19 protein-coding genes are annotated in these 18,273 nt (G+C 71.6%); 8 read left to right on the top strand and 11 right to left on the bottom strand.

Going from position 1 to position 18,273, the window contains the following annotated elements; translation table 11 throughout:
- Window position 1 precedes the first annotated feature (1 nt).
- Window positions 2-625, bottom strand: a complete 624-nt coding sequence (locus BM424_RS17820; protein WP_093419187.1) for an MSMEG_1061 family FMN-dependent PPOX-type flavoprotein — start codon at window positions 623-625, stop codon at window positions 2-4.
- A 48-nt stretch (window positions 626-673) separates the two neighbouring features.
- Between BM424_RS17820 and BM424_RS17815 the strand changes: the two genes are divergently transcribed.
- The 4 genes from BM424_RS17815 (at window position 674) to BM424_RS17800 (ending at window position 4,222) form a co-directional block, all read left to right on the top strand.
- Window positions 674-1,441 carry a helix-turn-helix domain-containing protein gene (locus BM424_RS17815; protein WP_139274093.1) on the top strand — a complete coding sequence of 256 codons (768 nt, stop codon included), beginning with the start codon at window positions 674-676 and terminating at the stop codon, window positions 1,439-1,441.
- A gap of 54 nt (window positions 1,442-1,495) precedes the next feature.
- Entirely contained in the window at window positions 1,496-2,281 is a 786-nt protein-coding gene (locus tag BM424_RS17810; RefSeq protein ID WP_093419185.1) for an alpha/beta fold hydrolase, read from the top strand.
- A 75-nt stretch (window positions 2,282-2,356) separates the two neighbouring features.
- The gene (locus tag BM424_RS17805) at window positions 2,357-3,034 is read left to right on the top strand and encodes a GntR family transcriptional regulator (protein ID WP_245775923.1); all 678 of its coding nucleotides are present in this window, start codon (window positions 2,357-2,359) and stop codon (window positions 3,032-3,034) included.
- Window positions 3,035-3,823: 789 nt separating this feature from the next.
- The gene (locus tag BM424_RS17800; protein WP_093419184.1) at window positions 3,824-4,222 is read left to right on the top strand and encodes a VOC family protein; all 399 of its coding nucleotides are present in this window, start codon (window positions 3,824-3,826) and stop codon (window positions 4,220-4,222) included.
- Between the two features lie 42 nt (window positions 4,223-4,264).
- Here the strand turns inward: BM424_RS17800 and BM424_RS17795 are convergent, their stop codons facing one another.
- The 4 genes from BM424_RS17795 to BM424_RS17780 are packed head-to-tail and all read right to left on the bottom strand — an operon-like array spanning window position 4,265 to window position 7,855.
- Complete coding sequence (locus BM424_RS17795; protein ID WP_093419179.1) at window positions 4,265-5,194, bottom strand: TauD/TfdA dioxygenase family protein; 930 nt, start codon at window positions 5,192-5,194, stop codon at window positions 4,265-4,267.
- A 49-nt stretch (window positions 5,195-5,243) separates the two neighbouring features.
- Complete coding sequence (locus BM424_RS17790) at window positions 5,244-6,041, bottom strand: ABC transporter permease (protein WP_093419178.1); 798 nt, start codon at window positions 6,039-6,041, stop codon at window positions 5,244-5,246.
- Window positions 6,034-6,813 carry an ABC transporter ATP-binding protein gene (locus BM424_RS17785; RefSeq protein WP_093419177.1) on the bottom strand — a complete coding sequence of 260 codons (780 nt, stop codon included), beginning with the start codon at window positions 6,811-6,813 and terminating at the stop codon, window positions 6,034-6,036. Before BM424_RS17785 ends, BM424_RS17790 begins: the two co-directional genes overlap by 8 nt.
- 10 nt (window positions 6,814-6,823) lie before the next feature.
- The gene (locus BM424_RS17780) at window positions 6,824-7,855 is read right to left on the bottom strand and encodes an ABC transporter substrate-binding protein (protein ID WP_175548143.1); all 1,032 of its coding nucleotides are present in this window, start codon (window positions 7,853-7,855) and stop codon (window positions 6,824-6,826) included.
- A gap of 340 nt (window positions 7,856-8,195) precedes the next feature.
- Between BM424_RS17780 and BM424_RS29820 the strand changes: the two genes are divergently transcribed.
- Entirely contained in the window at window positions 8,196-9,827 is a 1,632-nt protein-coding gene (locus BM424_RS29820; protein WP_093419176.1) for a bifunctional NAD(P)/FAD-dependent oxidoreductase/class I SAM-dependent methyltransferase, read from the top strand.
- A 14-nt stretch (window positions 9,828-9,841) separates the two neighbouring features.
- On the opposite strand, the gene BM424_RS17770 is transcribed toward BM424_RS29820, so the two are convergent.
- Window positions 9,842-10,108: a helix-turn-helix domain-containing protein gene (locus tag BM424_RS17770; RefSeq protein ID WP_093419174.1), complete on the bottom strand. Its 267-nt coding sequence runs from the start codon at window positions 10,106-10,108 to the stop codon at window positions 9,842-9,844.
- Window positions 10,109-10,193: 85 nt separating this feature from the next.
- Here BM424_RS17770 and map point away from each other — a divergent pair, with 85 nt between their 5' ends.
- A complete protein-coding gene (gene map / locus BM424_RS17765; RefSeq protein WP_093419360.1) occupies window positions 10,194-10,958 on the top strand; it encodes a type I methionyl aminopeptidase in 765 nt (254 codons plus the stop codon).
- A gap of 343 nt (window positions 10,959-11,301) precedes the next feature.
- Window positions 11,302-11,532, top strand: a complete 231-nt coding sequence (locus BM424_RS17760) for an HC3 family zinc finger protein (protein ID WP_093419173.1) — start codon at window positions 11,302-11,304, stop codon at window positions 11,530-11,532.
- A gap of 58 nt (window positions 11,533-11,590) precedes the next feature.
- Here the strand turns inward: BM424_RS17760 and BM424_RS17755 are convergent, their stop codons facing one another.
- Window positions 11,591-12,349 carry a dienelactone hydrolase family protein gene (locus BM424_RS17755; protein WP_093419171.1) on the bottom strand — a complete coding sequence of 253 codons (759 nt, stop codon included), beginning with the start codon at window positions 12,347-12,349 and terminating at the stop codon, window positions 11,591-11,593.
- A gap of 198 nt (window positions 12,350-12,547) precedes the next feature.
- On the opposite strand from BM424_RS17755, the gene BM424_RS17750 reads away from it, so the two are divergent.
- The gene (locus BM424_RS17750) at window positions 12,548-13,030 is read left to right on the top strand and encodes an SRPBCC family protein (protein ID WP_093419169.1); all 483 of its coding nucleotides are present in this window, start codon (window positions 12,548-12,550) and stop codon (window positions 13,028-13,030) included.
- A 20-nt stretch (window positions 13,031-13,050) separates the two neighbouring features.
- Here BM424_RS17750 and BM424_RS17745 read toward each other — a convergent pair whose 3' ends face one another.
- The 4 genes from BM424_RS17745 to BM424_RS17730 all read right to left on the bottom strand — a co-directional run bounded on the left by BM424_RS17745 (window position 13,051) and on the right by BM424_RS17730 (window position 18,073).
- On the bottom strand, window positions 13,051-13,527 hold the full coding sequence (locus BM424_RS17745; RefSeq protein WP_093419161.1) for a (2Fe-2S)-binding protein: 477 nt from the start codon (window positions 13,525-13,527) through the stop codon (window positions 13,051-13,053).
- Window positions 13,520-14,371, bottom strand: coding sequence for an FAD binding domain-containing protein (locus BM424_RS17740; RefSeq protein WP_093419160.1), 852 nt, complete (start codon window positions 14,369-14,371; stop codon window positions 13,520-13,522). The genes BM424_RS17745 and BM424_RS17740 overlap by 8 nt, the downstream gene beginning before the upstream one ends.
- Window positions 14,368-16,725: a xanthine dehydrogenase family protein molybdopterin-binding subunit gene (locus BM424_RS17735; protein ID WP_093419159.1), complete on the bottom strand. Its 2,358-nt coding sequence runs from the start codon at window positions 16,723-16,725 to the stop codon at window positions 14,368-14,370. Before BM424_RS17735 ends, BM424_RS17740 begins: the two co-directional genes overlap by 4 nt.
- Window positions 16,726-16,900: 175 nt before the next feature.
- On the bottom strand, window positions 16,901-18,073 hold the full coding sequence (locus tag BM424_RS17730; RefSeq protein WP_093419158.1) for an aminotransferase-like domain-containing protein: 1,173 nt from the start codon (window positions 18,071-18,073) through the stop codon (window positions 16,901-16,903).
- Window positions 18,074-18,273 lie beyond the last annotated feature (200 nt).

Genomic DNA, 18,273 nt, shown 5'->3' with positions numbered 1-18,273 from the left:
CTCAGTAGAGACGCTGGTAGCCGTGCTCCAGCATCGAGTTGAGGGTGTCGGGGTCGATGTCGAGGCCGAACTGGTCGGCGGCGATCTCGCCGGGCGACGGGATCTCCTCGGCCAGCGCCTGGCTGTCCGCTTCCCACAGCCGCGACCGCAGCAGGGCGCGCCCGCAGTGCAGGAACGCCTCCTCGACCCGCACCACGATCGCCAGCTGCGGCGTGCGCCCCTCGACCTGCATCCGGGCCAGGACCTCGGGGTCGTCGGTGGCGTAGGCGGAGCCGTTGACCCGCGCGGTCTCCGACAGCCCCGGGATGAAGAACAGCAGGCCGACACCGGGGTTGGCGGCGAGGTTCTGGAAGGAGTCGGCGATCTGGTTGCCCGGGCGGTCCGGGATGGCCAGCGTCTGCTCGTCGAGGACCTTGACGAAGCCGGGGTAGTCGCCGCGCGGCGAGCAGTCGGCGTTGCCCTCGGCGTCGGCGGTGGCCATCGACAGGAACGGCGAGTGCGCGATGAATCGCCGCAGGTGCTCATCGAGCGTGGGCTGCTTCTTGACCCGCATCATCGCGTCCGGTTCGCCGATGCGGGCCCGGACCTCCTCGAACGGGACCTTCCTGGGTGGTGCCGATGTCATGCGCTCCTCCTGTCTCGGACCGGTGGAGCCGACAGTAGGGTGGCCGGTGTGCGGCAGGTGGCCATCCATGACCGCGAAGCGGCCAACCCGATGCTGGTGGTCGTCGGCCAGCCCGAGCTCGACCCGGGCATGGCGGGCGAGCACCGGCACCAGCGGAACATGCTGAGCTGGGCCGAATCGGGGACCTTCGCCGTGCGCACCGGCGGTCGCGAGTGGCTCGTCCCGCCCTCGCACGGCATGTGGATGCCCGCCGGCGTGCTGCACTCGGTGGAGATCCGCCGTCCCGGCCGGGGTCGCGTGGTGATCTTCGTCGACGACCACGGCCCCACCGACTGGATCGAGCCCACCGGGGTGGCGATCACGCCGCTCATCGCCGAGCTCATCGTGCACCTCGACGAGAACCGGCGGCGCGGTCCGCTGCGCGGTCACGCCGAATCCCTGCTGCTGGGGCTGCTCGAACCCGTGCCCAACACGGTCTTCGACGTCCCGATCCCCGGCGACGACCGCATCCGGCGCATCGCCGACGCCCTGATCGCCGACCCCGCCGACCCGCGCGACCTCGACGAGTGGGCGTTCGCGGTGAACGCGGGCGTGCGCACCATCAGCCGCCTGTTCACCGCCGAGACGGGGCTGACGTTCAACCAGTGGCGCACCCGCGTGCGCGTGCGAGCCGCCATCGGGCACCTGACCGCCGGAGCGCCGGTGGGCGTCGCGGCCCGGGCCGTCGGGTACCGCAAGCCCGCCGCCTTCGCCGAGACCTTCCGGCGTCTCACCGGCCAGCACCCGAGCATCTACCAGGGCGGATCCGGCCGGTGAGGTGATCGTGCGTAAGGTTTCCCGCCGGATCGATCACCACCGGGAGGGAATCGGATGCGGGAGGGCTTCGCGCGGGCCGCGGACGGAACGCGGCTGGCCTACCAGGTCAACGGCGACGGCCCGCCGCTGGTGCTGCTGGCCGGGCAGGCCAACAACCACCGCTGGTGGGACGGCGTCCGCGAGGACTTCGAGGGAACCCACCGCACGATCACCCTCGACCACCGGGGCACCGGTGCCAGCGACAAACCCGACATCGCCTGCACGACACGGGATTTCGCCTCCGACGTGATCGCGGTCCTGGACGAGCTCGGCATCGCCTCGGCCGACGTCTACGGCACCTCGATGGGCGGGCGCATCGCGCAGTGGCTCGCCGTCGACCACCCCGGCCGGCTCCGGCGGCTGGTGCTCGGCTGCACCTCGCCCGGCGGTCCGCACGCCGCCGAGCGCGACGCCGACGTCCGGCGTGCCCTGGCCCAGCCCGACCCCGTCGCGGCGCAGCGGGCCCTGCTGGAGCTGATGTACAGCCCCGAGTGGCTGGCCGAGCACGACGGGCCGCGCTGCGTGCTCGGTGATCCGGACATGCCGCCGCACGCCCGACGCCACCACCTCGCCGCCAGCAACCGGCACGACGCCTGGGAACAGCTGCCCCGCATCAGCGCCCGCACGCTCGTGCTGCACGGCGCCGACGACCGGATGACCCCGGCGAGCAACGCCGAGCTGATCGCCGAGCGCATCCCCGGCGCCGAGGCGCGGGTGCTGCCGGGCCTCCGCCACGCCTACTTCCACGAGGGGCGTCCCCAGACCTCGGATCTCGTCGCGGACTTCCTGCGCGCCCGGTGAGGCGGGTGCCGATCGAGGTCACCGGCACCCGCTAAACTTGGTGGACAAAATTGTCACCAATCTGGGGCAGGGGTAGTGACGACAGCGAAGCCGGACGACATCGGCCAGGAGACTCCGGTCGTGGACGCCATCCGCGAGGCCATCACCAGCGGGGACTTCGCGCCGAACCAGCGGCTGGTGGAGGCCGAGCTCTCCGAGCAGTTCGGCGCCAGCCGCGCCGCCGTGCGCAACGCGCTGGTGCAGCTGACCACCGAGGGCCTGGTGGAGCGCATCCAGAACAGGGGTGCGCGGGTGCGTGCGGTCTCGCTGCAGGAGGCCATCGAGATCACCGAGGTCCGGATGGTCGTCGAAGGCCTGTGCGCCGCGCGCGCGGCCCAGCGCGCCACCGCCGACGAGCACGCCGAGCTGCACGAGATCGGCGAGCGGATGCGCGAGGCCGTCTCCTCCGGCGACGTGCTCGGCTACTCCGAGCTCAACAAGCGGCTGCACGCCCTGATCCTGCGGATCAGCGGCCAGGAGATCGCCGCCGACGTCCTCGGCAGGCTGCGCGGCCAGAACGTCCGCCACCAGTTCCGCCTGGCCATGCACCCCGGTCGCCCCTCGGTATCGCTGCCGCAGCACCTGGCCATCATCGAGGCCATCCGCGCCGGTGACGCCAACGCCGCCGAGGCGGCGATGCGCACCCACCTTGGCAGCGTCATCGACGCCCTCCCCGAGGTCGACAAAACCCAATCCCGCTTCAACGCACTCTGAGATTCGGTGGTGGTGCGCTCGACGCACCAAGGCGACCCAAGCTTCAGTAAACGCGACCCACTACGGGTACGTTTCGCAAGGCAGTGGCAATTTCTTCTGAAATTGGCGGACCGCACAACGCGAGGAGAACCACGAAACGAAGCCAATTTCTGGAGAAACTGCCACTCCGCACGCAAGCAGCTCGACCCCGCGAAGCGATCCTGAAGAACCCCGTGGGGGGGTGGTGGCAGTTTTCATGAAAACTGTCAGACCCCTCGGGGTCTGTCTGTGGGGTGTACTCCCAACCCTCGACGTGGTTGAGCTGGGGTTTTGGGGTCCCGCCGTGTGGGTGGAGTGACAGTTTTCATGAAAACTGTCCCGACCCCTCGGGGGTCGTCTTGGGAGCGCTTCGCGGGGTGCTTCGGGTAGGTGCGGAGGGGCAATTTCGTCCGAAATTGGCTTCGTTTCTTACTTCTCCTCGCGTTGTGCGGCCCGCCAATTTCAAACGAAATTTCCCCTGCCTTGCGAAACGTATCCGTAGTGGGTCGCCTCTACCAAAGCTTGGGTCGTCTTGGCCGCGTTCCTTGCGAAACGTATCCGTAGTGGGTCGCGTTTACCAAAGCTTGGGTCGTCTTGGTCGCGTTCCTTTTGAAACGTATCCGTGGTGGGTTGCGTTTACTGAAGCTTGGGTCGTCTTGGTTGCGTTCCACGCTCGGGAGGTTCCGCGTGCCGCTGCGGGACGGCACCATGGGTGCACCACCGCGCCGGGGCGGTTCGGTCGCCTCCGGCGCAGTTCCCGAGGAGGCTGGCATGGCCGAGTTCCCACCCATGACGCACGTCGCCGTCACCGTCTCCGATCTGGAGCGCAGCACCCGCTGGTACCGGGCGCTGTTCGGGTCCGAACCGGTGCTCGACGAGGACGAGACCACCGGCGGCTTCCACCACACCGTGTTCGCGCTGGCCAACGGGCAGCTGTTCGGCCTGCACGCCCACCCCGGCGGCAGCGACTGCGCGTTCGACGAGCGCCGCCCGGGCCTGGACCACGTCGCCTTCGCCTGCCGCGACCGGACCGAGCTGGAGAGCTGGTGCCACCGGCTCGACGACCTCGACATCCAGCACGGCGGCATCGTCGACGCCCACTACGGCTCCGGGGTCCAGTTCCGCGACCCCGACCACATCGCCCTCGAGTTCTTCGCCCCACCCGCGTGACCGGTGCCGGGGCGCTCGGCGGAGAGCGCCCCGGCGGTGCGGTCAGGCCGGCAGCGCCGAGTAGCCGGAGGCGTCGCCGACCCGGATCTCGCTGCGGCGGCCGTCCGGGGACACCGGCACGTCGCCGGCGACGGTGACCCGGTGCATCTTGCGCGGCTGGTCGTCGTAGTCGGCGACCGCGTAGTGCTGGGTGGCGCGGTTGTCCCAGATCGCCACGTCGCCCGGCTGCCACTGCCAGCGGGTGGTGTTCTCCAGGCTCGTGACCCGGTCCTGCAGCAGCCGGAACAGCGCCTGCGACTCCGGGCTGTGCAGGCCCACGAACCGCTTCACGAAGTGCCCGAGCAGCAGGGCCCGCTCGCCGGTCTCCGGGTGCACCCGCACCACCGGGTGCTCGGTCTCGTAGAGGTCCGAGACGAACTCCTTGCGGTGGGTCTGCTGCTTGACGTCGACCCCGCCGGTCCGAGTCTCGTCGACCCGGGCGGCGTAGTCGTAGTCGTTGGTGTGCACCGCCCACAGCTCGTCGACCAGGGCCTTGAGCGGCGCGGGCAGGCTCTCGTAGGCGGTGACCGTGTTGGCCCACGTGGTGCTGCCGCCGTAGGAGGGCAGCTGCACCGCGCGCAGCACGCTGATCGCCGGCACCCGGTCGACGAAGGTGACGTCGGTGTGCCAGCTGTTGGCCTTCCCGTAGTCGGAGTCGATCGGCAGGATGTTGCCGATCGCGCGGCTGCGGGTGGTCGGGTGCGCCAGCGTCAGATCGCCCAGCAGCGCGGCGAATTCCTGCTGCGCGGTCTCGTCGAGGTGGTGCTGGTCGTGGAAGAACACGACCTTGTTGGCCAGCAGCGCGGAGCGGATCTCGGCGACGGTGGACTCGTCGAGATCACCGCCCAGGCGCACGCCGTCGATGCGGGCGCCGATGTTGGCGCCCAGCTTGACGACGTCCACGGCGGACTTCTGCTGCGGAATCGCGGTCATGGTGTCTCCTTCATCGGTGTGGGATCGACGCGCTCGTCGCGCCGACCGGTCAGCTGCGCCAGCGCGACAGGTGGCGCTCGACGGTGGTCAGGGCGTGGTTGAAGGCGATGCCCAGCAGCGAGATCGTGACGATCCCGGCGTACATCCGCGGGACCTCGAAGTTGTACTGGGCGGCGTTGATGAGGTAGCCGAGACCGGCCTTGGCGCCGACCATCTCGGCGGCCACCAGCACCAGGATCGACCCGGCCGCGGCCAGCCGGATCCCGGTGAACACCGCCGGGACCGAGGCGGGCAGCACGATCTTGCCGAACACCGCCGCCGAGCCGAACCCGAGGGAGCGCGCCGACTTGATCAGCAGCGGGTCGACGGTGCGCACCGCGCTGATGGTGTTGAGCAGGATCGGCCACACGCAGGCGAACACGATCAGCGAGATCTTCGAGGTCTCGCCCAGGCCGAGCAGCAGCACGAACACCGGCAGCAGCGCGAGCGCGGCGGTGTTGCGGAAGACCTCCAGCAGCGGCGTGAGCAGCTCGTCGGCCGTGCGGTACCAGCCGATGACCAGTCCCAGCGGGACCGCGACCAGCACCGCGATGGCGAACCCGCTCAGCGCGCGGGCGAGGCTCGCACCCAGGTTCTCCCACAGCTGACCGTCGAGGGCGAGCTCCACCCAGGTGGCCGCCACGCGGCTCACCGGAGGCAGGAAGATGCTGTCCACCAGACCGAGGCGCGGCACCAGCTCCCACACGACGAGGAACGCGAGGATCGCGGCGGAGGAGCGGGCGGCACGGCCCAGCCGAGCGCTCGACGTGCGGGTGGCGGGTCGGGACGGGGTGAGCACGTCAGCCAACGCCGATCACCTCCGGCGCGGCGTGCAGCAGCGACCAGATCCGGTGCCGATGCTCGGCGAACTCCGGCCGCCGCAGGGTGTCCTCGCGGCTGGTGTGCTCGGCGATGTCGATGTCGACGGTGTCCTGCACCTGCCCGGGGCGGGAGGTCAGGACCGTGACCTTGCGCCCCAGGTAGACGGCCTCGTCGATGTCGTGGGTGATGAACACGATCGTCTTGCCGGTGCGCTGCCAGATGCCCAGCAGCTCCTCCTGCAGGCGTTCGCGGGTCTGGGCGTCCAGGGCCCCGAACGGCTCGTCCATCAGCAGCACGTCGGGGTCGAACGCCAGGCTCCGCGCGATGGCCACGCGCTGCCGCATCCCGCCCGAGAGCTGGTGCGGGTAGTGGCCCGCGAACTCGGAAAGGCCCACCAGGTCGAGGTATTCGCGAGCCCGCTCGCGCCGCCGCGCCTTGGGCACCGAGTTCGCCTCGAGGCCGAGTTCGACGTTGGCCTGCGCGGTGCGCCAGGGCAGCAGCGCGTACTGCTGGAACACCACGCCCCGGTTCAGCCCGGGACCGGTGACGGGCTGCCCGCCGATGCGGATCTGGCCGCGAGTGGGGGAGTCGAGGCCGGCGAGCAGGTCCAGGAGCGTGGACTTGCCCGATCCGCTGGGGCCGACGATGACCGCGAGCTCGCCGGAGGCGATGTGCAGGTCGATGCCGTCGAGGGCGGTGACCTCGGGGTCGCGTCCCCGGAAGGACCGGGTGACGCCGTCGAGAACGATGTCCGTCATGAAAACCTCGTCACGGTCGGGCGAACGGGTTGAACGCGTTGGTGTAGGTGCGGGAGACGTCGACGGCGCCGGGTTCGATGACGCCGGTCTCGACGAGCCGTTGCAGCCAGATCGAGAACTCCCGCTCGGCGATCACGCCACCGGGTCCGGCGATGCCGCTGGAACGCCAGTAGCCGGCGGTCGTGGTGTCCTCGTTGCGGCCGCGCCGCCGGATGATGTCGCTGAACCGCGCGACGACCTCCGGGTACGGGCGGGTCTGCGTCCAGCGCACCGCCTGCGCGATGCCGCCGACCAGCGCGCGGGTGGTGGTCGGGTTGGCGGCGATGAAGTCCTCGCGCAGCACGTAGCAGCCCGCGCTGAACGCCCCCAGCAGCTGGAAGTCGGTGAACAGCGGGCGGATCCCGCCGTGGTCCTGAGCCTTCTCCGCGATCGCCCCGGTCATCGTCGACACGTCGAGCTGACCGGAGCGCAGCGCCTGCTCCGAGCTCACCGGCGGCACCACCACCGGTTGCACGTCGCGGACCTCGGCATCGGTGAAACCGTTGCGGCGCAGGTAGATCCCCAGCACGTCCTGGTGGTGAACGCCCACCGTGTTCATCCCGACGGACGCGCCGCGCAGATCGGCCGGGCCGCGCACCGGGCTGTCGTCGAGCACGAAGTAACCGGCGTTGGTCAGCGCGTCCGAGCCGTAGTAGGAGACCACCGCCCGGATCGGCGCACCGGCCGCGACCAGCCGGAGGATGGAACCGTTGAACGCGCCGCCGATGTCGACGTCGCCGGTGACCGTCGCCTGGATGTCCTGGGGGCCGCTGGTGGTGTTGCCGATCCACTCCAGGCGGAGGTCGCCGAGCAACCCCAGGTCGGCGGCGAGCTCGGGGAAGGTGACCTGACCGGACGACCCTTGGTAGCGCACCACCGTCGTCTCGCGCGGGGCGGCGGAGGAGGTGGCGCAGCCGCTGAGGACCGTCGCGGCGGGCACCGCGGACAGGCCGAAGCGCAGGAAGTCGCGGCGTGCCAGGGCACGCCGTGTCGAGGAAGGCACAGCTGGAGAACCCGTCTTCTAGTGGGAGCGGGAGCGGGCGCGACGCATCGGCGTCGCGAAAAGCGGTGTGGTGAGGGGAAGAACGCCGCGGAGGGGAGTCGGCGGCGGTGAGGGGTCAGCGACAGCGGGCGCTGGCGACGCGGAGGCAGTCCACGTAGCGGCGCTGGACGAGCGCGAGGTTCGCTGGCATGCCTCGAGAAAACCAGCGGCCACGCGGGGTGTCAATCACGGGGGAGGGGTATCCCGCAAAGCGGGATGGTCTTCCATATTGCTGGTCCGGCAAAGAACTTTGCTGGGTCTTAGGCTGCTCGGGCAGTGTGGTGCCTGGAGGTGGTCGGTGATGGCAGAAGAAGGCCTGACCAGGTATGACGTGGTCGTCGTGGGTGGTGGTGCGGCGGGGTTGAACGCCGCGCTGATGCTGGGGCGCGCTCGGCGCAGCGTGCTCGTCGTCGACGGGGAGGAACCCCGCAACGCGCCCGCCGCGCACCTGCACGGGTTCCTGTCGCGGGACGGCGCCGCGCCCGCGGACGTGCTGGCGGCCGGACGGCGCGAGGTGACCGGGTACGGAGTGAGGATCGTTGCCGGGCAGGCGGTTTCGGCGCACCGCGAGGGATCGGGATTCGCGGTCGAGCTGGCGGACGGGACCCGGGTGAGCGCGCGGCGGCTGCTGCTGGCGACCGGCTTGCGCGACGAGCTGCCCGACGTGCCGGGCGTGGCCGAGCGGTGGGGGCGCGACGTGCTGCACTGCCCCTACTGCCACGGCTGGGAATTCCGCGACCAGCCGATCGGCGTGCTGGCGACCAGCCCGATGAGCGTGCACCAGGCGCTGCTGTTCCGGCAGTGGAGCGAGCGGATCACGTTGCTGCTCAACGGATCCGACGCTCCCGGCGAGGAGGACGCGGCCAAGCTCGCCGCGCGCGGCGTCGACGTCGTGCCCGATCGCGTCGACGGCCTGGAGGTCGTCGGGGATGAGCTGGGCGGGGTCCGGCTGGCCGGGGGACGCGTGGTGCCGCTGCGGGCCGTGGCGGTCGCGCCGCGCATGGTCGCGCGTTCCGAGCTCGCCGCCGGGCTCGGGCTGGAACCCGTGGCGCACCCCAGCGGAGGTGAGCTCCTGCCCGCCGACGCCGACGGGCGGACCGCGGTGCCGGGCGTGTGGGTCGCGGGCAACAACGCGGACCTGCGCGCCACCGTCGTGGTCGCGGCGGCCGCCGGGGCGCAGGCAGGCGGCATGATCAACGCCGAGCTCGTCGAGGAGGAGACCGCTCGTGCCGTCGCGGCGGCGGCGTTCTCCCCGGAAGTCGAGAATCGAACCTGCGAGGTCGCCATGGGGGAGCGGCGCCACGGACTGCCGAACGAGGAGGAATCGCGCATGAGCGCGCAGGAGTGGGACGAGCGGTACGGGAGCCAGGAGCGCCTGTTCGGCGACAACCCCAACGACGCCCTCGTCGCCGAGGTCGCCGGGACGCCGCCCGGCCAGGCCCTCGACGTCGGCTGCGGGGAGGGCGGCGACGCGATCTGGCTGGCCCGCCAGGGCTGGAAGGTCACCGCCACCGACATCTCCCGCGTCGCCGTCGAACGCGGCGCGAAGATCGCCGCCGACAGCGCGCCGGAGGTCGCCGCCGACATCGCCTGGGTGCGGGCCGACCTGGCCGTCGAACACCCGCCCGCGCGCTCGTTCGACCTCGTCTCGGCCCAGTACTTCGCGCTGAAGAAGGATCGCGGGGAGGAGCCGGTGCGGGCGCTGCTGGCCGCGGTCGCCCCGGGAGGGGTGCTGCTCTACGTCGGGCACGACCCGGCCGGGCTCCCGTCCGACTCCGAGTTCGACCCCGCCGAGTACGTGCTGCCCGGCGACGTCGCGAAGTTCCTCGACGAGGACTGGGAGATCGAGGTCGACGAGATCCGCCCGCGCACCGGGGAGGGGAAGCAGGACCACCCCCACGACGTGGTCCTCAAGGCCCGCCGGGTGAAGTGAGCCTCCTACGTCTCCTAGGACGCGCTGCGCAGGCTCGTGTGGGAGCGCCAGATCTCGGCTACCTCGTGGATCGGGAGGTCGAGGGCGTCGCAGAGGCCCACGACGGTGCCGAACGCCGGGGTCGGCAGCCTGCCGGACTCGATCTTGCGCAGCGTCTCCGGGGAGATCCCGGCCGCGCCGGCGATCTCGACGAGGTCGCGGCCGGCTCGCGCGTCCCGCAGCACCTTGCCGACGCGCGCGCCGGCCTCGACCTGATCGGGGGTGAGGGGAAGGCGTACCACGACGGGAAGGCTACGGTGGTATTTAAATACCCGCAAGTGCTAGCCTGGTATTAAAATACCCGAAGACGAAGTCGTGGGAGTGCACGTGATCGAGCTCAAGACGCCGGCCGAGATCGACAAGATGGCCGTCACCGGCGCGTTCGTCGCCGAGACCCTGGCCGCGGTCGGTGAGCGGGCGCAGGTCGGCGTCAACCTGATGGACCTCGAGCACCACGTGCGCGAGCGGATCCGGGACCGGGGTGCGGAGTCCTGCTACTGGGACTACGCGCCCTCCTTCGGCGAGGGCCCGTTCCGCAACGTCATCTGCCTGTCGGTCAACGACGCGGTGCTGCACGGCAAGCCGCACGACTACGTGCTGCGCGACGGCGACGTGCTCACCGCCGACTTCGCCGTCGGCATCGATGGCTGGGTCGCCGACGCCGCCCGCACCTTCATCGTCGGCACCGAGAAGGCTGAGGACCGCAGGCTCGTGCGCTCCACCGAGGAGGCGCTGGAGGCTGCGGTCGCGGTCGCCAAGCCCGGCAACCGCATCGGCGACATCTCCGCGGCGATCGAGGCGGTCGCCTCCGATTACGGCTACCCGGTCAACACCGAGTTCGGCGGGCACGGCCTCGGGCGCACGATGCACGAGGCGCCGCACATCTCCAACAAGGGCAAGCCGGGCCGGGGTCTCAAGCTCCAGCCGGGCCTGACGATCGCCATCGAGCCGTGGTTCGCGCGCACCACCGCACGCATCATCACCGACCCGGACGGCTGGACGCTGCGCTCGGCGGACGGCTCCAACACCGCGCACTCGGAGCACACCGTGGCGATCACCCCCGACGGCCCCCGGATCCTGACTCTGCCCTGACCCGGCCCGCCCTCCTGTCGAAGCACTGGTGCGCCACACATGGTCAATAGCCGCAATTGGTTCAGTGCAAACTGAAATCAATCCGCTGAAGCGGACACACGCCGTGATCGACTCGATGGGCGAAATGGGTAAAACGCGAGGAGTGCGGTCCGGGAAATCACGGAACGATCACTGCCCGTGGTGGTCTCGGCTGGTCTCTCGTGCTAGCGGAGAGGTCGGATACTCCGAACGGGTTGCCCGTGATCGGTTGATGTTCGGGTACGTTCAAGATCGTGGCGGTCGTGATCATGTCGACCGGGGGCGGAGCCCCGCACCACGAGCGCGTGCGCGGAGCGGCGGCCTGATGTACCGCCCGCACCCGTTCAGCTGGGTCCCCGCCGAAGGCCAGCGCCACGCCACCACCGACCCCAAGCCGCGGCAGGGCTACGACGGCGTCGAGGTCCGCACCCTGTGCCTGAAGCGGGTCACCGTCGACAACTCCGACATCGGCTGGCTGTGGCCCACCTGCTCGTCCTGCAACACCGGGGCCCACGAGCTCGCCGGTGTTCCCGCAGGCGGCGAGACCGAGGAATGACGACGCCGGCCCCGCTGGGTGCAGCGGGGCCGACGTCGGTTCTCGAAGCCAGGCGCGGTCAGCGCAGGGTGCGGTGGAACAGCTCCAGCAGCGCCGCCCAGTGGCGCTCGGCTCCCGCCTCGTTGTAGGAGGCGGTGTCGGCCTGGGTGTAGCCGTGCATCGCGCCCTCGTAGACCTCGGTGCGGAAGCGCACGCCCGCGTCGGTCAGCGCCTTGTCGAGGCGCTCGATCTGCTCCGGCGGCAGCGCGTGGTCCTGGTCGGCGTGGCCGAAGTACACCTCGGCGGTGACCCGGTCGGCGAGCAGGTGCGGGCTGTCGGGCTCCTCGGTGGCCAGGTTTCCGCCGTGGAAACCGCCCATCGCCGCCACCCGCTCCGGGTAGGTCCCGGCGGTGCGCAGCGCCATCACCGCGCCCATGCAGTAGCCGGTGACACCGACCGGCTCACCGGTGGTCAGCGGGCTGTCGGCGAGCCACTGCAGGTAGGCGCCCGCGTCGCGCATCGCCAGCTCCGGGGTGAGCTGCTGCATGATCGGGCCGATGGTCTGGAAGATCTCCGGGCGCGCACCCGGGTCGATGAACTCCGGCAGCTCGAACACCGGCGTCCGGCCCGCCCGGTAGAACAGGTTGGGCACCAGCACGGTGAAGCCCTCGGCGGCCAGCCGGTCGGCCATCCCGGTGAGGTGCGGGCGCAGACCGAAGGCGTCCATGTAGAACAGCACGGCGGGGTGCTTCCCGTCGCCTTCCGGGTGCGTCAGGTACGCATCGGCCACACCGTCGGGCGTGGTGATGTCCACCGTGGTCCCGCGTACGGCAGTCATGGGCGCTGTTCCCTCCTCTGTGATTGCGGCTGGTTCGATCTAAACACCCGCTGACCCGCGCCGAGGAACGGGGACCGGCGCGCGTGCGGTATGCCGGATCTGCCGCTTGTGCAGGTCAACCACCCGTTCGCGGGTTGCGCGGCCGTGCCGATCGGCGATAGCCAGGTGGAAAGCCCCTCACCGCCCGGGAGTGCCCGCATGGCCGTGCTCGCAGTCGCCACCGATGCCGAAGAGCTCACCCTGACCGTCACCGCGCAGTTCGACGCGCCGGTGCCGCGGGTGTGGCAGGTGTGGGCCGATCCGCGCAGGCTGGAGCGGTGGTGGGGGCCGCCGTCGCGGCCGGCGACCTTCGACCGCTACGACTTCCGGCCCGGCGGCGAGGCCCGCTACCGCGTGACCGCGCCCGACGGGTCGTGCGCGCGCGGCTGGTGGCAGATCTGCGCGATCGACGAGCCGCACCGGCTGGAGTTCGAGGACGGCGTGGCCGACGAGAACGGCGTCCGCGCCACGGGATTCGGCGTCACCCACGCCAAGATGACGCTGGAGGAGCGCGGCGGTGGCGTCCGCATGGTGCTGCTGCGCACCTTCGCCTCGGTCGACCAGCTCGACCAGCAGGTGTCGATGGGCGTCGCCGAGGCGGCCCGCCGCGCCGTGAGCCGGATCGACGCGCTGCTGGCCTGATCACCGTCCACACCGGACGGTCAGCGGTCCCAGGCCTGGTTGACGGCGTCGATGATGTGCTGGTAGCCGGTGCAGCGGCAGAGGTTCCCGCTGAGCAGGGTGCGGACGTCGGCGTCGGTGGGGTGGTCCTCGGGATCGGCCGCGGCGAGGGTGAGCAGGATGCCCGGGGTGCAGAAACCGCACTGCAGGGCGTGGTGGTCGGTGAAGGCCTGCTGCATCGGGGTGAGCCCGTCGTCGGGGGTGAGGCCTTCGACGGTGGTGATCTCGCAGCCGTCGGCTTGCACGGCCAGGGTGATGCAGGAGCGGGCGGGTTCGCCGTCGACGAGGATCGTGCACGCGCCGCAGACGCCGTGCTCGCAGCCGATGTGGGTGCCGGTCAACGCCAGGTCCTCGCGCAGGAAGTCGACCAGCAGACGTCGTACCGGGACCGTCCGGTGGTGGGTGCGGCCGTTGACGGTGACGGTGATGTCCCTGGTGGGGGAGGGGACGTCAGGCATGGGTGATCTGCTCCAGGGCTCTGCGGGTGGCCGCGCGCAGGGCGGCGCGCCGGGTGTCCGCGTCGGCGTGGACGTCCTCGGGCGGTTGGACCGACTCGGCGGCGGTGAGCGCGGCGGCGTCGATCGACTCGGGCGTGAGCGGCCGGTCCAGCAGGACCCGCTCGGCTTCGGGGAGTCGGCGCACCGCGCCGCCGATGCCGAGCCCGGCCAGGCGGGCGCGGGTGACGCGACCGGCGTCGAGCGCGACGACGGCGGCGACCCCGGCGAGCGCGAAATCACCGGCGCGCCGGGAGATCTCGGCGAAACCGCAGCGGGACCCGGGCGCGAGCGGCCAGCGGGTCTCGGTGATGAGCTCGCCCCGCTCCAGCGTCGTCCGGTACGGGCCCGCGGCGAGCTCCGCGGCGGGGATCCGGCGTTGCCCGGACGGTCCGGTGACGAGCACCTCGGCGTCGAGAACCGTTGCGGCGGCCGCGAGTTCGGCCGCCGGGTCGGCGTGCGCCAGTGAGCCGCCGATCGTGCCCCGGGTGCGGATCTGGTGGTGGCCGACGTGGCGCAGGGCCGCGACCAGCAGCGGAGCGCACTCGGCGACCAGCGGGGAGCGCTCGACCGCGCGCTGCCGGGTGGCCGCGCCGATCACCAGCACCCCGTCCTCGCGGGTCAGCCCGCTCAGCTCCGGCAGCCGGGCGATGTCGACCAGCGCGCTCGGGCGGGCCAGCCGGAAGTTCATCATCGGCAGCAGGCTCTGCCCGCCGGCGAGCGGGCAGGCGTCCTCGTCGTCGGCCAGCAGCCCCACCGCCTCGGCGAGGGTGCCGGGCCGGACGTAGTCGAACGGCGGCGGTTTCACGACCGGGCCTCCTCGACGAGCCCGCGCACCACCGACGGCGTCAGCGGCGTGACGTCGACGCCGGTGACGCCCAGCGCGTGCTCGACGGCCCCGGCGATCGCCGCCGGTGCGCCGATGATCCCGGCCTCCCCGGCGCCCTTGACGCCGAAGGGCATCTCCGGGGCGGGCTCGCCCAGCTCCTCCACCACCATCTCGGGGACCTCCCGGGGTCCGGGCAGCAGGTAGTCGGTGAAGGTCGTGGCCAGCGGTTGCCCGTCCTCGTAGGGCAGGTGCTCGTGCAGGGCGCCGCCGATGCCCTGCGCGACACCGCCGTGGATCTGGCCCGCCAGCGTCAGCGGGTTGATCACCCGGCCGCAGTCGTGCACCACCGCGTAGCGCAGCACCTCCACCACGCCGGTCTCCGCATCGACCAGCACGACAGCGGCGTGGGTGGCGTTGGTGTAGCCGGCGGCGGCGTTCATCTTGCCGTCCGGGCGCGGCACGTGATCCAGACCCGGCGGCTCGTAGACCGCCCGCGCCTCCAGGCCCGGATCGACGCCCGGTGGCAGCTCGAAGGTGCGGTTCAGCGCCGATTGCGCCACCCGCGACCACGACACCGCGCTGCCCGGACTGCCGCACACCCGGAACCGGCCACCGGTGAGCTCCAGGTCCTCCGGCGCGGCTTCGAGCAGGTGCGCGGCGATGGCGGTTCCCTTGCGCCGCAACACCTCCGCCGCGCGCTCGATGGCGCCGCCGGCGACCAGCGCGCCGCGGCTGGCCCAGCTGCCCAGCCCGAACGCGGCGGTGTCGGTGTCGCCCATGACGACCCGCACCCGCTCGACCGGGATCGTCAGCGCCTCGGCGACCAGGGTGGCGACCGTGGTGTGCGCGCCCTGACCCATCGCCGAGACCCCGACCGCGACGGTCACGCCGCCGTCGGCGTCGAAGCGGACGTCGGCGGAGTCCTGGCTGCTCCAGGTGCCGGTGATGGAGAACGTCGTCGAGGCCACGCCTTCCACGTAAGTCGCGTAGCCGACGCCGAGAAGCGCTGCGGGACCGACCTTCTCGCGCTCCTCGGTCAGCATCCGCTCGCCCAGGTCCACGGCTCGTTCGAAGGCGTCGCGGTGCGTGCCGGACACCAGCCGGGCACCCGCGGCGGTCTCGTAGGGCAGGTCCTGCGGGTCGAGGATCATCCGGCGGCGCAGCTCCAGCCGGTCCACGCCCACCTCGCAGGCGATCCGGTCGACCAGCCGCTCGATCGCGAAGGTGCCCTCCGGCCCGCCGAAACCCCGGTAGCCGCCGGTCGGAGTCTTGTTGGTGACCACGCCCTGCACGGCGATCGCCTGCTGCGGGATCCGGTACGGCCCGCACAGCGACCCCACCGACACCAGGCTCGGGCCGTAGCCGGCGGGGAAGATCTCACCGGAACCGAGGTCGGTGCGCACCCGCCCGCGCAGCGCGGCGATCGTGCCGTCCTCGCGCACCGCGGCCGACAGGTCGATGGTCGTGTCGCGCGCGTGGGTGGCGGCGATGAGATGCTCGTGCCGGTCCTCGATCCAGCGCACCGGGCGTCGCAACCGCATCGCCAGCCACGGGATCAGGTACTCCTCGGGGTAGATCTCGTTCTTCTGCCCGAACCCGCCGCCGACGTCGGGGGTGATGACGCGGATGTCGCGTTCGGGCAGGCCGAGCACCGCCGAGAGCATCCCGCGCACCACGAACGCCGCCTGCGTGGAGGTCCACACCGTGAGCCGGTCGTCGCGGTACTCGGCGACCACGCCGCGTCCTTCGAGGGGTGCCGCCGACTGGCGGCGGATCTCGTAGCGCCCGCTGACGGTGCGCAGCTCGGCGAACGCGGCGTCGACCTCGGCGGTGTCCGGTTCGACCGACAGCAGCAGGTTGTCGCCCCACTCCGGGTGCAGCAGCGGCGCGTCGTCGGCGAGCGCCTGCTCGACGGTGCCGACCACCGGCAGCGGTTCGAGGTCGGGGTCGACGAGTTCGGCGGCGTCCTCGGCCAGGTAGCGGTCGTCGGCGACGACGACCGCCAGCGGGCAGCCGACGTGGCGGACCCGGTCGCGCGCGAGCGGTACGTGCCCGACCGGGCGCACCCACGGCATCCGGTCCGGCACGGCGGCCAGATCCACCTCGGCACCGCCGAACACCGCGTGCACACCGGGACATTCGGCCGCCGTGCCCGTGTCGATCCCGCGCACGCGCGCGTGCGGGACGTCGCTGCGCACGAACGCGGCCTCGACCATGCCCGGCAGCACGACGTCGGCGATGAACCGGGCGCGGCCTGTCAGCAGGCGGTCGTCCTCGATCCGGCGTGTCGACGCGCCCAGCAGCGTCGGACTCCCGTGTTCGCTCGTCTGCATCGCCCAGCCTCCCCAGCGCGCCGTGACGCCTTTCACGGCTCCCGGGTAGCCTCCTGCGGTTCTTCGGGGGTGCGCAATCCGCCGTGTGGTGAGCCCGGGGACAGTTTTAGCCAGAATCACCCATGATCAATATCCGTTTTGCCCGGACAGTTGTGGCTAAAACTGCCCCAACGCCTCAGCCGAGGGCCTTGGCGAGCCTCCGCAGGCCTTCGGCGATGGTGTCGGGGGAGAAGGTCGTGAACGACAGTCGCATCGTGGCGCGGTCCGGGTCGCCGACCTGGAAGGCCGCGCCGGGGACGAAAGCGACGTCGTGGCGCAGCGCCTCCTCCAGCAGCTCGGCGGTGTCGACCTCACCGGGCAGCCGGACCCAGACGAACATGCCGCCCTCGGGTTCGGTCCACGTCGTGCCCGGCGGCGTGATCTCGGCGAGCCCGCGCAGCAGCGCGTCGCGACGCCCCCGGTAGGTCTCGCGCAGCACCCGCACCCGCGCGTCGAGATCGGTCGTGGCCAGGTACTCGGCCGCGGCGGCCTGGTCGATGGTGGAGGTGTGCAGGTCGGCGGCCTGCTTGAGGATCACCAGCTGCCGCATCAGGCTCTCCGGTGCTCGCAGCCAGCCCACGCGCATCCCCGGCGCGACGACCTTGGAGAAGCTGCCCAGGTACAGCGACCGCTCCGGGGCGCGCGCCGACAGCGGCGTCAGCGGCTGCCCGTCGTAGCGCAGCTCGTGGTACGGGTCGTCCTCGACGAGCCAGAAGTCGTGCCTCGCGGCGATCTCGGCGATCCGGTCGCGGCGCTCGGCACTGAGGGTGCGCCCGGTCGGGTTCGAGAACGTCGGCACCAGGTACAGCAGCGCCGGGTCCTCCCGGGCGGCGATCTCCTCCAGCGCCTCCGGGTCGATGCCGTGCTCGTCGCCGGGCACCGGCACAATCCGCGCCTGCGCCAGCTGGAAGCACTGCACCGCCGAGAGGTAGACCGGCTCCTCGACCAGCACCACCGCGCCCGGGTCCAGCAGCGCCGAGGCGATGAGGCTCAAGCCCTGCTGCGAACCGGTGGTGATGAGCAGGTCGTCGTCCACTGTGGGCAGACCCTGATCGGTGAGGCGCTGGGCGGCGATCTCCCGCAGCGCCGGGTCGCCCTCGGTCGGCGAGTACTGCAGGGTGCGCGCGGCGTCGGGCTCGGCCAGGGCGCGGGCGTAGGCGGCGCGCAGCCCGTCGGTGTCGAACAGCTCCGGCGCGGGCAATCCTCCGGCGAAGGAGATGACGCCGGGGCGGCGGGTCAGCGCGAGCAGGTCGCGCACCGGGGACCCGGTGAGCCCGTCCAACCGGCGAGCGCGGGCGAGTGAGGACATGGATGCTCCAGGAAAGCGAGGGAGGTGGTGCGGATGCGGGGCGTCGGCCGCAGTGGTGCCGCTGGCGCGCTCGCCGCAATGGCCTCGCTGTTCGAGGAACCTGCCGACACCCTAGAGCACCGAACCCGCGCGGTCACCTGAATTTGGCGCGGCTCACCGGCCGGGCGACCCGAACGGACGCGTTGCGTAACGAAAGGAGT

It is taken from the genome of Saccharopolyspora flava (assembly GCF_900116135.1).
GTDB classification, from domain to species: domain Bacteria; phylum Actinomycetota; class Actinomycetes; order Mycobacteriales; family Pseudonocardiaceae; genus Saccharopolyspora; species Saccharopolyspora flava.
Note: the sequence above shows the minus strand (reverse complement) of the source record. Positions and strands in the feature narration are given on the sequence as shown.